Source organism: Streptomyces sp. NPDC002643 (assembly GCF_053592555.1).
This window is the reverse complement of record NZ_JBSFVY010000025.1, coordinates 146609-160970: the sequence shown is the minus strand read 5'-3', so window position 1 is coordinate 160970 and position 14362 is coordinate 146609. Positions and strand designations below refer to the sequence as shown.

Here is a 14362-nt window from a genome sequence, read left to right as displayed (position 1 = left end):
ACTGCTCGGGGGTTGGATGGCGTGAACTTTGCTGAGCCGGCTGTACGCGACGGACATATGACACACCGGCCCGGCCCCTTCCGTCCGTACGCGGCTGACCCGCCGTCCCCATGACCGCCCTCGCTACGGGCCGCCGTTCAGCTATGGCTGCGGGCCGCTGTCCGTTCCAGCCGTGGGCTGCCGTCCCGTTCCAGTCGAGGGCCGCCGTCCTGCTCCGGCTGCGGGCGGCTATCCCGCTCCGGCTGCGGGCCGCTGTCCCGCTCCGGCTGCGGGCAGTCGTGCCGCTGGGGCGATGGGGGTACCGCCCGCGGTGGGGGCACCTCCCGCTCGAACGAAGCTGAGAGTGGGGGAGAAGCCGAGCGTGGGGGAGGGTGGGCGCAGCGGCACCCTGTCAGCGACGGCAAGCGCACCCCACCCCCGCCCGGCCGAAGCCCCGGGTGCCTTGGGAGTGGGGACTACTTCAGGCGGGTCCGGATGCGGTTCCTCATGGACGTCATCGTGAATCCCCGGGGGTCGATCTTGCCCGGCTGCCACTCCAGGTGGCCGATCACCGAGCGTTCCGTCCAGGCGTGGTGGCGGCAGATCGCGGCGGAGACGCGTTCGATGGCGTCGAGTTGGGGCTCCGGCCAGGGGTCCTCGCCGTCACCGAGGTTCTCGCACTCGAAGCCGTAGAAGTGGCGGTTGCCGTCGGTGTTGGCCTCGTTGTCGTGGGGGAGGGCCTTCTCGGCGATCACCGCGCGGAGGACGTCGTCGTCGCCGAGGCCGGCGTGGTTGGCGCGGCCGTAGCCGACGAGGTGGACGCGGCCGTCCTTGGTGATGACGCCGTGGCAGAGGGGGCCGGGGAGGTCCTCGTAGCCGTTGCGGCAGAGGTTCACGGTGCGTTTGGTGCCGGAGGTGACCGTGTGGTGGATCATCACGCCGTGGACGGGGCCCCAGGGGCCCACATCGTTGCGGTTGTGATGTTCCCAGTCGCCTACCTCGACGACGGTGACACCCTCGTTGCGCAGGAGGGTGAGGAATCTGCTCGCGGACATGGGTGGGGCCATGGCCGACTCCTTCGTGCGGTGCGACGGCCGCTGGTCGAGGCCGCCTCGTATGCCGCTTGTACTCCGCAGCGGGGGTGTGGGCCACGTTGCGGGTGGGGTGGGCGGGGGGAATTGGTCAGTTCGGAGTAGGGGTGCTGATGATCGGCAAAGTTCCCTGAGATGCCCAGTCTTCTAAGATCCATTCCCGCTCTTTCGGGTAATAGCATCGGCACGCTCCGTGGTGGGACGCTGGATCGCGAGATCGGTGACCGCGATATCCGCGATATCAGTGCATACCCGGAGGGGAATCCGTATGTCGGTAGGCGAAGAGGTCCGTACGCAGCAGGACCGGCCGCAGCAGAGTCTCGGTACGGCCGCTGCCCGGAACCTGGCCACCACCACGAAGTCCGCGCCCCAGATGCAGGAGATCAGCTCCCGCTGGCTGCTGCGGACACTGCCCTGGGTGAATGTGCAGGGCGGTACGTATCGGGTGAACCGGCGGCTCACCTACGCCGTGGGCGACGGCCGCATCACTTTTGTGAAGACCGGGGACCAGGTCGCCGTCATTCCCGCGGAGTTGGGTGAGCTGCCGGCCCTGCGTACTTATGAGGACATCGATGTGCTGGGCGAGCTGGCCCAGAGGTGCGAGCAGCGGGAGTTCGCGCCGGGAGCCGTGCTGGCCGAGTTCGGCAGCCGGGCGGAGGAGGTGTTCCTGCTCGCGCACGGCAAGGTCGAGAAGATCGGCACCGGTCCGTACGGCGACGACGCGGTGCTCGGCGTGCTCGCCGACGGGGCCTACTTCGGCGAGCAGGCGCTGCTCGACGCCGACGCGATCTGGGAGTACACGGCACGCGCGGTCACCGCGTGCACGGTGCTCGTCCTGCCACGTCAGTCCGTCGAACAGGTCGCGGAGCGCGCCGAGACGCTGAGTTCGCACCTCCAGGAGCTGCGGGCGATCCCGGAGCAGCGTACGAACAAGTACGGCGAGAAGGAGATCGATCTCGCCGCCGGCCACAGTGGTGAGCCGGACATCCCGCACACCTTCGTCGACTACGAGGCCGCGCCCCGTGAGTACGAGCTGAGCGTCGCCCAGACCGTGCTGCGCATCCACACGCGCGTGGCCGACCTCTACAACCAGCCGATGAACCAGACCGAGCAGCAGGTCCGGCTGACGGTGGAGGCGCTGAAGGAGCGCCAGGAGCACGAGCTGATCAACAACCGGGAGTTCGGGCTGCTCCACAACTGCGAGTACGACCAGCGGCTCCAGCCGCACGACGGTGTGCCCAGCCCGGACGACCTGGACGAACTGCTCAGCCGCCGCCGGGGCACCAAGCTGCTGCTCGCCCACCCGCGCGCGATCTCCGCGTTCGGGCGTGAGCTGAACAAGCGCGGGCTCGTGCCGGAGACCATCGACATCGCCGGCAACCGCATCCCGACCTGGCGCGGAGTGCCGATCTACCCGTGCAACAAGATCCCGGTGACCGAGGCCAGGACCACCTCGATCATCGCCATGCGTACCGGTGAGGAGGACCAGGGCGTCATCGGTCTGCGGGCCGCGAACATCCCGGACGAGATCGAGCCGAGCCTGTCCGTGCGCTTCATGGGCATCAACGAACAGGCCATCATCAAGTACCTCGTGACGGCCTACTACTCGGCCGCGGTCCTCGTCCCGGACGCGCTCGGCGTTCTGGAGAACGTCGAGATCGGCCGGTGGCGGTGACCCTGCCCGATCCGATGCCGTGTGCCCGCCCGGAAGGGCGGGCACACCCCGGGGTCGGCCGCCAGGGCGCGCGGAGTCCGTCGGAAGGGCAGGAGGCGGCGGGCATCCTGGAGCAGGCCCGCTCGTCCGTCGACCCCGAACTGCGCCGGGCGATCGGGAGCCTGCCCGGCTCGATGCGCCGGGTGGCGAACTACCACTTCGGCTGGGAGCACGCGGACGGCACCCCGGCCACGGGGAACGCGGGCAAGGCGATACGTCCGGCCCTCGTACTCGCGGCGGTCGAGGCGCTCGGCGGTCGCGAGTCCACCGCCGTACGGGCCGCAGCCGCGGTGGAGTTGGTGCACAACTTCACGCTGCTGCACGACGACGTCATGGACCGGGACACCACGCGTCGGCACCGGGCCACCGCCTGGACCGTGTTCGGTGTGCCGGACGCGATCCTCGCCGGGGACGCCCTGCAGGCACTGGCGCTGCGGCTGCTCGCCGAGGACCCGCATCCGGCGTCGGCGGCCGCTTCGGCGCGGCTCGCGGCCTGTGTCGTCGAGTTGTGCGCGGGGCAGCACACCGACACCGAGATGGAGGGGCGCCGACCCGAGGAGGTCACCCTCGACGAGGTGCTCGCCATGGCCGAGGCGAAGACGGGCGCGCTGCTGGGCTGCGCCTGTGCGCTGGGCGCGCTCTACGCGGGCGCCGGTGAGGAGGACGTCCGGGCCCTGGACGCGTTCGGGCGGGAGGCCGGACTGGCGTTCCAGCTCATCGACGACGTGATCGGGATCTGGGGCGACCCGACCCGTACCGGCAAACCGGCCGGGGCCGATCTCATGGTCCGCAAGAAGTCACTGCCGGTGGTCGCCGCACTCGCCTCCGGCACCCCGGAGGCCGCCGAGCTCGCCGAGTTGTACGGCACGCCGTACGAGGAGGGCGACCTGGAGCGTACGGCGCTCGCGGTGGAGCGGGCCGGGGGGCGCGACTGGGCGCAGGTCCAGGCGGCCGACCGTATGTCCCGGGCCGTGCACGAACTCTCCCGCGCGGTCCCGGACCCGGAGTCCGCCCAAGGGCTGCTCGCCCTGGCCGAGTTCGTGACCCGGCGCAGCGCTTGAGGAGACATCCGCCAGACAATCACGAGACATCCACTGTGGCGGGCATCGGCTGAGGTGACCGTCCTCGCGACAGTGGAGGCCGGGTGATTCCGGTGAGAGCCGACACAGGCTCTGAGCCCCGGAGGCGTCGGCACCGTGCCGACCTGACCCGTGTACGGCGTCGGCGTCTCCGGTCAGAGGCGGGTCCCGCACATCCCCACGGTGTGCGGGGCCCGCCGCGCCGTATGTGCGGTGGTCCGGGCATCGCGGGGGCGCTCCGTCGGACCTACCCTGAGGACATGGGCACCGACAATGACGTCTGCCCGGTCTGCGGACAGCCTGTGGCCACGGTCGTGCGGCGGCACAAGACGCTGGGCGCGTTCGTACCCGTATGGGGTCCGGGTCCGTGCAGGAACCCGAAGTGTGAGGCGTACGTCGACGAGGCGGTGGAGGCCGTGGAGGCCGCCGCCGAGAAGCCACGGGCGGTGACCCGCCGGACCCATGGTTCCCACGGCGTGCAAGGTTCTGGGGTGCATGACTCTCCTGGGGCGCATGGGCATACGCGGGGCGGTTGAGTCAGCCGGTTGCCGTCGGCAGTCCTCCCGTGTGCGGGTCTCGTGCCGTCAGGCAGTACTCCGTGCCCGTGGGGTCGCGCATGACCGTCCAGTGGGGGCCGGCGGAGATGAAGGTGGCGCCCAGGGACTCGTGGTGGGCGCGGGCCGCGGCGATGTCCACGCAGGACAGGTCCAGATGGGCCGACGCGGGGTGCGGGGTGTCCAGGCGTTGGAGGAGCAGGCGGTGGGGGAGGCCGGGCGGGGGTGTGAGGACGTGGAACTCCGGTCGGGAGCCGGGGCGGGAGGTCCAGGCGGTGAGCGTGATCCAGAAGGTGATCTCCATGTCGAACGCCTGGGGGGACACATCCAGACAGAGCTGGTCGACTCGGGTGCCGTCCACCACCGGGGGCCGTACCGACTCGCCGTGCCAGGAAACCGCGCAGAAGAGCTGGCCGCCGGGGGAGCGGAGCACCGCCCAGGTGGAGTGCGGGGTCACGACCTCGGCGCCCAGCTGGGTCGCCCGCGCGATCAGGGCCGGTACGTCCGCCACGCACAGGTCGAGGTGTGAGCGCCCGGAGCCCGAGGTGACCGACTGGGCCTTGAGGGAGGGGTCGGTGCCTTCGGGGAGGAGGGTGACGAACTCCCCGTGTTCGCCCCGGGGTTCGGACAGGGACGTGGCGGTGACCTTCGTCCAGAAGTCGCGGGCCCGGGCGGAGTCCGCCGCCGGGCGGTCGACGAAGGCATATGTCCAGCGGATCGGCTCGGGGGGTTGGGGCATGGGCGCGTCCGTTCTCGGGGTGGGCGGGCGAGTGGGGTCACGTTAGAGCGGACGCCTGCCCGCCGTCCTGTGAGAATCGCCCGGACGCGCCGGTCGGTTCTGCGCCCGGGCTGCCGCTCACCCCTTGACCGCCGAGCTGGCCACCCCCTGCACGAACCATCGCTGGAAGAAGGCGAAGACGATCAGGACGGGCAGCACGAGCAGCACGCCGAAGGCGAGGATCTGGCCCCAGTCCGGGGGCTGCTGGCCCTGGAAGACGCTCATCTCCAGCGGGAGCGGGCGGACCGAGGGGTCGGAGACCATCAGGACCGGCCAGAGGAAGGAGCCCCACTGGGTGAGGAAGGTCAGGATCGCCACGGACGCGAACACCGGCTTCGACATCGGAACGATGATCGCGAAGAAGGTCCGCCAGGGGCCGGCGCCGTCCAGTCGGGCCGCCTCCTCGATGCTCGGCGGGATCGAGCGGAAGAACGTGTGGAACTGGTAGATCGAGAAGGCGTTGGCGAGGAACGGCAGCGCCTGGATGAGAAGCGTGTTCCGCTGGTCGTTGAAGAGATAGAAGAGCGGCACCGCCACCGACTCGAACGGCACCAGCATCAGCAGCAGGACCAGGGTGAAGACGGCCTCCCTGCCCCGCCACCTCAGCCGTGACAGCCCGTACGCCGCCATCGAGTTGATGAACAGCCCGCCCGTGACGACCACGAAGGCCAGCAGCAGCGAGACGCCCATGAACTGCCAGAAGTAGCCGGTGCTGTCGGAGTTCAGATTGCTCAGGACGGCGGAGTAGTTGTCGAAGGAGAGATGGGTCGGGAGGAAGCCGGAGAGGCCGCCCAGGACCTCGTCGGACGGCTTGAGGCTGCCGAGGAGGAGGTAGAGGACGGGCAGCACGAAGACGAAGGCGAGGACGGACAGGACGGCGTAGTCCAGGAAGCGGCGCAGGGGGCCGCGCGAGAGACCCGTGCCGGTGGTGCTCGTACGGATGCCCGTGGCGGTCGTCCGTGTGCCCGTGGTGGTCGTACTCATGTCGGGTCGGTCCTCTCAGTCCTCGTTGTCGGGCCGGACGAGGCGGCGCTGGATCAGGGTCAGGGCGACGACGATCAGGAAGAACACCACCGTGATCGCGGAGGCCTGGCCGATGTTGTTCTGGTCGAACGCGGTGGTCACGGCCTCGTACATCACCGTGCGCGCCGCGTCCTCGTCGAGACCGCCGCCCCGGATCAGCACATACACCTGGTCGAACACGCGGAACGACAGCACCGAGGTGAGCAGCGCGACGAAGACGAGGGTGCCCCGGATGCCGGGCAGGGTGACATGGCGGAACTGCTGCCAGCGGGAGGCCCGGTCGAGCTCTGCCGCCTCGTACAGCTCGCCCGGGATCTGCTGGAGGCCGGCGAGCAGGATGACCATCTGGAAGCCCACGCCCTGCCAGACGGAGAGCACGATCACCGAGGCCATCGCGGTGAGGCCGTCGCCGAGCCAGTCGAACGCGCCCCAGTTCCCGAACGTCACCGCGTCCAGCGCGGAGTTGAGCATGCCCTGGTCGCTGCGGGCCAGGATCAGCCGCCAGATCACGGCCACCAGGGCCATGGGGAAGACCACCGGCATGAAGAACAGCGAGCGGAAGAGACCTATCGCCTTCAGCTTGCGGTTCAGCAGGATCGCCAGGCCGAGCGCCAGGCCCGTCTGGAGGGGTACGACGACTACGGCGAAGGTCAGGTTGTTCAGCAGCGCCCTCAGGAAGGGGCCGGAGAGGTCGGGGTCGGTGAACAGACGGTGGTACTGCTCGACGCCGAAGAAGGTGGGTTCCAGCGGGGAGCCGAGGCGCACGTTGTAGAAGGAGAGCACCACGGCGTAGCAGAAGGGGATGCCGACGAAGGCGATCAGTCCGGCCACGGCGGGCGTGGACATCAGCAGTCCGTGCAGCCACTCACGATTCCGGCGGGACGGACGCTTCGTCACGGCGACGGGCGGCGCCTGCCCCCGGCCGGGGGCCGTGGCGGACGCGGGTTCCACGGTTTTCACGGGGGTCCTCTTTCCGGTGGGGAGGACGGGCGGCGGGCCTGTCCTCCCCACCGCTGGGCTCGGCGTCTTGCGGGGCGGGGCGGGAGAGGAGTACGGGCGGGAGCGGGGGTTACGGGATCTCGTAACCGGCGTTGTCCGAGAAGTCCCGGTCGATGGCGCGGGCCGCCTTGGACAGGGCCTCCTTCGGGTCGTCGCCGCCGTAGACGGAGTTGACGGCCTCGCTGAACTCGGCGGTCACGACCGGGTATCCGGCGGTCACCGGGCGGGTGACGGCCACACAGGACTTGTTGATGTCGCTGTCACCGCAGGGCCCCGCGAGCTGGTCGGCGAAGAGCTGGAGCGGGCCGCCCTGCTGGTACAGCTCGCTGGCGGCGAGGGCCGACTTGGTGGCGGGCGGGGCGCCGTTGGCCTTGGTCATCGCGGTGACGTTGGTGTCGTTGAGCAGGAAGTCCAGGAACGTTCCCGCGGCCTTGGCGTTCTTGGTGTCGGCGCCGATGCCCCAGGCCCAGGAACCCTGACCGGTCTTGGGCCCGTTGCCGAAGTCCGGCAGCGGCAGTACGACCAGGTCGTCGCCGAGGGCCTCGCTGTACGCCGGGTACATCCAGTGGCCGACCCAGCTGAGCGCGACCCGGCCCTTGGCGAAGGCGTTGCCGTCGGTGTTGGGGTCGGTGTACGCCTTCCAGGACTGGAAGGTCTTCATCGCCGACACCACGGCGTCCGAGTCGAGGGCGCCCTCCGCCTTGCCGTCCTTGAGCAGGGAGCCGCCGGCCGACCAGACGATCGGGGCGAAGCCGTACGTCCCCCACTCGTTGGCGTAACCGCTGCCTTCCTGGAGGTCGACGACCTTGCCGTCGGAGTCCTTGGCCTTGAGCGCCTTCAGCGCGGCGTCGAACTCGTCCGCCGTCCAGGCGTCGTCCACGCTCGTCGGGTAGGTCACCCCGGCCGCGTCCAGCAGCTTCTTGCTGCCGTACATGCCGAGCCCCGAGTCGAACATGCCGAGGCCGTAGTGCTTGCCGGAGATCTCGCCCTGCGCCTTGCTGGCGTCGGTGGCGTTGGAGAGGGTCTTCGCGGCCACGTAGTCGTCGATCGGCGCGAGCTTCTTGTTGTAGACGAAGTTCGCCATGGTCGGGCCGTCGAACTCCATCACGTCCGGGAGTTCGGCCGCGTCCGTGGCGGTGATCGTCTTGGTGTAGTCGGTCTCGGGGATCAGCTTCAGCTCGACCTTGACCTTCTTCTGCGAGGAGTTGAACGCCTTCACCGCGGCCTGCAGCGCGTCCGACTCGCTCTTCTGCCCCTGATGGGCCCAGACACTGATCGTGCCCTCACCACTGCCGGCCTCGGCGGAGGTGTCGGTCCCACCGCCCCCGCCACAGGCGGCCAGCGCCGCGAGCGGGAGGACGAGGGCGAGGCTGGTGGCGGTGGTACGGCGAAGCCTCGTGCCCGGCGAAGCCGGGCGGGATATCGGGCCTTTGGTGCTTATCGGGCGGATCGGGCTCATGGGTCTGTGCCTCCGTGCTGGTGAGGAGCTGCGGTGCGGTGGGGTGAGGTGGGGTGCGGTAGGGGGCGTGCGGTGGGGTGAGGGTGTGGGCGAGGGGGCGTGTGGGTGGCGTGTTCCGGTGTGCTGCTACCCGGGTTGGGTGCGGAGCTACCCGGGGTCGGTGGGGCATCGCGCCCCGTAAGGGGCGCGGGGAACTGCGCGACCAGCCCCCACCGGCCCGCAGCTTCATCACCGTGCCCCCAGCGGAGCGCTACCGCGCACGCGGTGGAGCCGTCGTCTCCCGGAGTACGAACCGGATCGGCATCTGGATGTGTCCGGGCGGCTCGGCGGCCGGGTCGTCGAGTTGGGCCAGCAGCAGCCGGGCGGCCTCGGCGCCCTGGCCCGCCACCGGCTGGAAGACGGTGGTCAGCCCGACCACATCGGCGAGTTCGTGGTCGTCGAAGCCGACGACCGACACATCCTCCGGCACCCTCAGCCGATGCCGCCGAAGGGCCCGCAGGGCGCCCATCGCCATCTCGTCGGACTGCGCGAACACGGCGGTCGGCGGCCGGGACACGGCCAACAGCTCGTTCATCGCCCGCTCACCGCCGTCCACGGTGTAGTCGCCGTCGGCCACCAGCGCCGGGTCGTACGCGATCCCGGCCTCCTCAAGTACGTGCAGATAGGCGGCGCGACGGTCGATGGGCGTGGTCCAGTGCAGGGGGCCGCTGGCCCCGGCGATCATGCCGATCCGGCGGTGGCCGAGGTTCACCAGATGCCGTACGGCGCTCTCGGCGCCCGCCCGGTCGTCGATGCCGACCACCGTGAAACCGGGGCGCGGTCCCCCGACCGTCGAGGCCAGCGGCACCCCGAGCGAACGCAGCGCCTCCGACTCCTCCTCGTCGGGTATGAGCAGCGACAGCACCGCGTCCACCCGCTTGCGCACCGGCAGCTTGGCGAAGAAGCGTTTGCGCGCCTCGGCCGAGCCGAGGTTGTAGAGCAGTACGTCGTACCCGGCGGCGCTGAACTCCTGTTCGGCGGCGTCCAGCACGGTGCCGAAGAACCACCGGCCGATGTACGGAGCGACGACGCCGATCGTGTACGTACGCCCGCTGGCCAGGCTGGAGGCCGAGCGGGACGCCGTATAGCCGAGGCGTGCGGCGACGGCCGCGATCTGTTCGCGGACCTCGTCCGACACACCCGGCCGGCCGCGCAACGCGCGGGACACGGTGGATGCCGAAACCCCGGCGGCGCGGGCGACATCGATGATGCTGACCGTCACGGCGCTGTCTCCCGTCGATTGCATGTCTTGTCGAACGTCCGTCTTGTCGAATGCCCGTCTCGCCGAACGCCTGTCTTCACGTCGATGTGAGCTGCGGGTGACGTGACCGTAAACCCGGCCTCCTTGTTGCGCAAGCGTTTGCGTTCAGTTTTACTGGGCCAGATCTCGATGAGATGCGTTTGTTATTGATCGTCAGCGCATACGTTTGTGCATACGTTGCGCAGGCGTTTGAGCGCTTCGAGCAGACTCCGAGCAGACAGGAACCGCCCATGCGCTACGCCCCGCCCGGCCTCTGCGTGAACGACTTCGCCCTGCTCCGCGACGACGACGGCACCTACTCCGTGCTGCACCTCCAGGGCCCCTGGACCACCGAGTTCGACCACCTCCGGATGGAGACGTCGTACGGGCGGGCCACCTCGACGGACCTGGTGGACTGGCGGCCGCAGGGGACGGTGTTCGGGAACGGGCTGCCGGGAAGGTTCGACCAGCAGGCGGTGTGGACGATGCACCCTTTCCGGCACGGCACCGGCCATGGCACCGGCCCTGGCGCCGGGATGGCGATGTTCTACACGGGAGTCTCCGGCCTCACCCCCGAGGGCTGGCCCCTGCAGTCTGTGGGCCTCGCGTACTCCGACCGCACCGACGGCACCGGCTGGCGGCGCCATGGCACCGGGCCGGTCGTCGAGGCGGACCCCCGCTGGTATCTCACCGGCGACCGCATGGGCTGGCGCGACCCCTTCGTCGTACGCGACGACGAGTCCGACGGCTGGGTGATGGTGATCTGCGCCGCCGACGCCTCGCTCCCGGTCGAGGTCAGCGGCTGTGTCGGCTGGGCGACCTCGCCCGATCTGGAGAACTGGACGGTCCACCCACCGCTGATCTCCCCCGGCGACGTCAACGAGTTGGAGTGCCCGGTCCTCGAACGCCTCGACGACGGCGGCTGGTTGCTCATCGGCTCGATCGGCGCCACCCGGGGCTTCGAGGCATGGACGGCACCGAAGCTGCGCGGCCCGTGGACCCGGCACGGCACCCTGGGCCCCACCGGCTCCTACGCCCCCCGCGTCATCCAGGCCCCCGACGGCACCCGGGTCGTGATCCACACCACCCCTCGCCGCGTCGGCCTCACCGACACCGGTGACCGCTGCCGGGGGATGCTGGCCCAGCCCAAGTCCCTTGTGGTACCCGAGGGTTCGGCGCCGCGACTGGAGTGGTGGCCGGGGCTGGACGCATGGCTGGGCGAGGAGACGGACGCCGCGACCCCGCACGCGGTCGGCGACATCGAGATCTCCGGCCGCCCGGTCGAGATCACCCTGCGCACGACGGCCCCGCACGGGGACCGCCCGGCCCTCACCCTCACCTGTGACGGCACCGCCCTGTGGGCCACGGGCCCCGACGGCACCCGCCTCGACGGCACCGTCCTCCCCGAACCCCCCACCACCTTGCGCCTCTTGACGATCGGCGAGTATGTGGAGGTCTACGCCGACGGCGTCTTCGTCCTGACGACCCTGTGCTACTCGGGCCACCCGGCCCCCTGGACGACCGTCCTCGACGGCCGCCCCCACACGATCCCGACCCGCCCCGTCCGCCTCCCCGCCCCCGACCGCGACGACGCCTCAGCGGTGTGGCCGGGCCCGCTCGTGGACTGAGCCGGCGCCTGAGCGGGGTGAGCCGGGCCGAGCCGCTGTCACTGGGCTGAGCCCAGCGGCCGTCACTGAGCCGGGCCGGGCGGGGCGGTGAACGACGGCCGCAAACGACACCGCACCCGGACCGCCGGCACCGCCGTGCTCGGCGGGCTGCGGACCGGGTGCGGAACAGGAGACCTGGCAATCAGGGAAAGCCCAGGTCGAAGGCTGCGCCCCCAGAGGGGTCAGGCCTTCTTGGTCTCCCAGAAGATCCGGTCGATCTCGGCGATGAGCTCCAGGGCCTTCTCGCCGGTCTTGGGGTCGGTGGACGCCTTGGCGGCCGAGAGGGCCTTCAGGGTGTCGTTGACCAGGACGTGCAGCTGCGGGTACTTCTCGAAGTGCGGGGGCTTGAAGTAGTCGCTCCAGAGGACCGACACATGGTGCTTGGCGAGCTCGGCGCGCTGCTCCTTGATGACGGTCGCGCGAGCCTGGAAGTGCGGGTCGTCGTTGGCGGCCATCTTCTCCTGCACGGCCTTCACCGACTCCGCCTCGATGCGGGCCTGGGCCGGGTCGTACACACCGCAGGGCAGGTCGCAGTGCGCGCTGACCTTGACCTTGGGGGCAAACAGGCGGGAAAGCATGGAGCATTCCTTCCTCGTGATCGTCTTCTCAGGTGGGACATTACTCCCTGCGTGAGAGGTTTTCGCGAGTGCCCCCATGGGCTTAGGACAAAAGTCCGGGGTGAGACTGGGACTGGTGGAGGACCGAACCGGGGAGGTGCCGGGTGTGATGCCGGAGCTGTCGCAGGAGACCGAGCGGGGCAGGGGGCTCCTGCCGTTGGGGGTGGCCGAGGTCACCGGGCCCTCCATGGTGCCGACGCTGCACCACGGGGACCGGCTCCTCGTCCACTACGGGGCCCGGGTGCGGGTCGGTGACGTGGTCGTGCTGCGCCACCCGTTCCAGCAGGACCTGCTGGTCGTGAAGCGGGCCGCCGAGCGGCGCGACGGCGGCTGGTGGGTGCTCGGCGACAACGCGTACGCGGGCGGGGACAGCACGGACTACGGGGTCGTCCCCGATGAACTGGTGCTGGGGAAGGTCCGGTTCCGGTACCGGCCCCGGGCCGCTGCCGCCGGTCAGCGTTCGCCGTTGGCCGCGGCGCGGTCGCCGCTCACCGCCGTCCGGTCGCCGTTCACCGTCGTCCGCTGGGCGCTCTCCGCGCTTCGGCCCGTGCTCTGCGACCGGTCCGCCTCCAGGCGTTTGCGGGCCCGGTAGGCCGCCACATTGGCGCGGGTCGCGCAGCGGTCGGAGCAGTAGCGCCGAGAGCGGTTGGTGGAGGTGTCGAGATAGGCGTTGCGGCACGGCGACGCCTCGCACAGCCCGAGCCGGTCCACCCCGTACTCGGTGAGATGGAAGGCGAGGCCCATCGCGGCGATGGCGGCATAGCCCGCCGTCGCGTTCGACGGATGGTCGGCGAGGTGCATGTGCCACAGCGGGCGGCCGTCGTCGTCCCGGAAGTCATGGCCCGAGATCTGTGGGCTCACCGGGAACTCCAGGAGGAGGGAGTTCAGCAGGTCGACGGCCAGGGTCTCGTCGCCGCCGTCCGCCGCCTCGAAGACCGCGCGCAGCCGCCCCCGTACCGAGCGGAAGCGCGTCACATCCGCGTCCGTCGCCCGCCGGGCCGCCGACTGGTTCCCCCCGAAGAGGTCACGGACTGCCTCGACCGAGGTGAGCGAGTCCCTGCCCCGGGCCGGCTCCTCGGTGTTGACGAGACGGACGGCGTAATCCGAGTAATAGGCCAGTTCCACTTGTAGTCCTTACGAGGGCGCTCTATCGTCGTGCTGCGGGCAAGTAATGGCTGCTCGTGCTTACAGGGTATTACGCGGGTACGGGAATGCAGCGGTACGCGGAGGAAGGGGCACCCATGACCACCACGACCGGAACCACCGCCCAAGGCGCCCAGGGCACCCAGGGCCCCTTCGGCACCGACTGGCGGGCCTGGCAGGAGAGCTGGGACCGACAGCAGGAGTGGTACATGCCCGACCGCGAGGAGAGGTTCCGGGTGATGCTGGACCTGGTCGAGGCCCTCGTCGGCCCCGAGCCCCGTGTCCTGGACCTCGCCTGCGGTACGGGTTCCATCACGTCCAGACTCCTCGCGCGGTTCCCGAACGCCGTCAGCACCGGGGTCGACCTCGACCCGGCGCTGCTCACCATCGCCGAGGGCACCTTCGCCGGCGACCGTCGTGTCACGTTCGTCACCGCCGACCTCAAGGACCCCGACTGGCCGGACCGGCTGCCGCACGACTCCTACGACGTCGTGCTGACGGCCACGGCCCTGCACTGGCTGCACCGTGAACCCCTCGCCGCTCTCTACGGTCAGGTCGCGGAACTCGTCCGCGACGGCGGTGTCTTCATGAACGCGGACCACATGATCGACGAGACCACGCCCCGGATCAACGCCGCCGTCGCCGCCCAGGACGCCGCCCGCAGGGAACGCGCCAGGACCAACGGCGCCGTCGACTGGTCCGCATGGTGGCAACTGGCCGCCCAGGACCCCGCCCTCGCCGCGCCGACCGCCCGCCGCTTCGAGATCTACGGCGAACACGCCGACGGCGACATGCCGAGCCCGGAATGGCATGCGCGCGTCCTGCGCGACCAGGGCTTCACCGAGGCCCGTACGGTGTGGAGTTCACCGTCGGACTCGCTGGTGCTGGCGCTCAAGTAGCCGCAGCCTCTCCGCAGCCGCAACGCCCCGGAAGCCACACACCCCGCCATGCGACCGTGCGTGGCGGGGTGTGAAGGCGCC

12 protein-coding genes and 1 pseudogene are annotated in these 14362 nt (G+C 70.3%); 5 read left to right on the top strand and 8 right to left on the bottom strand.

All coding sequences use genetic code 11. The features are described from left to right. Positions 1-455 precede the first annotated feature (455 nt). Positions 456-1046 carry an N-acetylmuramoyl-L-alanine amidase gene (locus tag ACWD4G_RS32485; RefSeq protein ID WP_451299783.1) on the bottom strand — a complete coding sequence of 197 codons (591 nt, stop codon included), beginning with the start codon at positions 1044-1046 and terminating at the stop codon, positions 456-458. Positions 1047-1338: 292 nt separating this feature from the next. On the opposite strand from ACWD4G_RS32485, the gene ACWD4G_RS32480 reads away from it, so the two are divergent. Together ACWD4G_RS32480 and ACWD4G_RS32475 are read left to right on the top strand one after the other, a co-directional pair. Then, positions 1339-2745: a family 2B encapsulin nanocompartment shell protein gene (locus tag ACWD4G_RS32480; protein WP_451299781.1), complete on the top strand. Its 1407-nt coding sequence runs from the start codon at positions 1339-1341 to the stop codon at positions 2743-2745. 14 nt (positions 2746-2759) lie between these two features. Further along, positions 2760-3845, top strand: coding sequence for a family 2 encapsulin nanocompartment cargo protein polyprenyl transferase (locus ACWD4G_RS32475; RefSeq protein ID WP_451299800.1), 1086 nt, complete (start codon positions 2760-2762; stop codon positions 3843-3845). 555 nt (positions 3846-4400) lie between these two features. On the opposite strand, the gene ACWD4G_RS32470 is transcribed toward ACWD4G_RS32475, so the two are convergent. From ACWD4G_RS32470 to ACWD4G_RS32450, 5 genes are all read right to left on the bottom strand, one after another. Next, positions 4401-5156, bottom strand: a complete 756-nt coding sequence (locus tag ACWD4G_RS32470) for a VOC family protein (protein WP_451299779.1) — start codon at positions 5154-5156, stop codon at positions 4401-4403. Between the two features lie 117 nt (positions 5157-5273). Further along, positions 5274-6179: a carbohydrate ABC transporter permease gene (locus ACWD4G_RS32465; protein ID WP_451299777.1), complete on the bottom strand. Its 906-nt coding sequence runs from the start codon at positions 6177-6179 to the stop codon at positions 5274-5276. Positions 6180-6194: 15 nt separating this feature from the next. After that, entirely contained in the window at positions 6195-7178 is a 984-nt protein-coding gene (locus ACWD4G_RS32460) for a carbohydrate ABC transporter permease (protein ID WP_451299775.1), read from the bottom strand. A 109-nt stretch (positions 7179-7287) separates the two neighbouring features. Further along, positions 7288-8676 carry an ABC transporter substrate-binding protein gene (locus tag ACWD4G_RS32455; RefSeq protein ID WP_451299773.1) on the bottom strand — a complete coding sequence of 463 codons (1389 nt, stop codon included), beginning with the start codon at positions 8674-8676 and terminating at the stop codon, positions 7288-7290. Positions 8677-8926: 250 nt separating this feature from the next. After that, positions 8927-9937: a LacI family DNA-binding transcriptional regulator gene (locus ACWD4G_RS32450; protein ID WP_451299771.1), complete on the bottom strand. Its 1011-nt coding sequence runs from the start codon at positions 9935-9937 to the stop codon at positions 8927-8929. Positions 9938-10206: 269 nt separating this feature from the next. On the opposite strand from ACWD4G_RS32450, the gene ACWD4G_RS32445 reads away from it, so the two are divergent. Then, positions 10207-11583 (top strand): mucin-1, encoded by a 1377-nt coding sequence (locus ACWD4G_RS32445; protein WP_451299769.1) that lies wholly within the window; start codon positions 10207-10209, stop codon positions 11581-11583. A 221-nt stretch (positions 11584-11804) separates the two neighbouring features. Here the strand turns inward: ACWD4G_RS32445 and sodN are convergent, their stop codons facing one another. Next, a complete protein-coding gene (gene sodN / locus ACWD4G_RS32440) occupies positions 11805-12200 on the bottom strand; it encodes a superoxide dismutase, Ni (protein WP_009313646.1) in 396 nt (131 codons plus the stop codon). Between the two features lie 76 nt (positions 12201-12276). Here sodN and sodX point away from each other — a divergent pair. Beyond that, positions 12277-12648: pseudogene (gene sodX, locus ACWD4G_RS32435) on the top strand (nickel-type superoxide dismutase maturation protease); the annotation flags it as partial. 44 nt (positions 12649-12692) lie between these two features. Here sodX and ACWD4G_RS32430 read toward each other — a convergent pair. Continuing rightward, a complete protein-coding gene (locus ACWD4G_RS32430; RefSeq protein WP_451299767.1) occupies positions 12693-13364 on the bottom strand; it encodes a CGNR zinc finger domain-containing protein in 672 nt (223 codons plus the stop codon). A gap of 116 nt (positions 13365-13480) precedes the next feature. Between ACWD4G_RS32430 and ACWD4G_RS32425 the strand changes: the two genes are divergently transcribed. Further along, positions 13481-14281: a class I SAM-dependent methyltransferase gene (locus tag ACWD4G_RS32425; protein WP_451299765.1), complete on the top strand. Its 801-nt coding sequence runs from the start codon at positions 13481-13483 to the stop codon at positions 14279-14281. Positions 14282-14362: the final 81 nt, after the last annotated feature.

Bases quoted from the DNA above. Each gene is read 5' to 3' on its own strand.
- ACWD4G_RS32485 (WP_451299783.1), bottom strand. From the start codon at position 1,046: ATGGCCCCACCCATGTCCGCGAGCAGATTCCTCACCCTCCTGCGCAAC.
- ACWD4G_RS32475 (WP_451299800.1), top strand. From the start codon at position 2,760: ATGCCGTGTGCCCGCCCGGAAGGGCGGGCACACCCCGGGGTCGGCCGC.
- ACWD4G_RS32455 (WP_451299773.1), bottom strand. From the start codon at position 8,676: ATGAGCCCGATCCGCCCGATAAGCACCAAAGGCCCGATATCCCGCCCG.
- ACWD4G_RS32470 (WP_451299779.1), bottom strand. From the start codon at position 5,156: ATGCCCCAACCCCCCGAGCCGATCCGCTGGACATATGCCTTCGTCGAC.
- ACWD4G_RS32425 (WP_451299765.1), top strand. From the start codon at position 13,481: ATGACCACCACGACCGGAACCACCGCCCAAGGCGCCCAGGGCACCCAG.
- ACWD4G_RS32465 (WP_451299777.1), bottom strand. From the start codon at position 6,179: ATGAGTACGACCACCACGGGCACACGGACGACCGCCACGGGCATCCGT.
- sodN (WP_009313646.1), bottom strand. From the start codon at position 12,200: ATGCTTTCCCGCCTGTTTGCCCCCAAGGTCAAGGTCAGCGCGCACTGC.
- ACWD4G_RS32480 (WP_451299781.1), top strand. From the start codon at position 1,339: ATGTCGGTAGGCGAAGAGGTCCGTACGCAGCAGGACCGGCCGCAGCAG.
- ACWD4G_RS32445 (WP_451299769.1), top strand. From the start codon at position 10,207: ATGCGCTACGCCCCGCCCGGCCTCTGCGTGAACGACTTCGCCCTGCTC.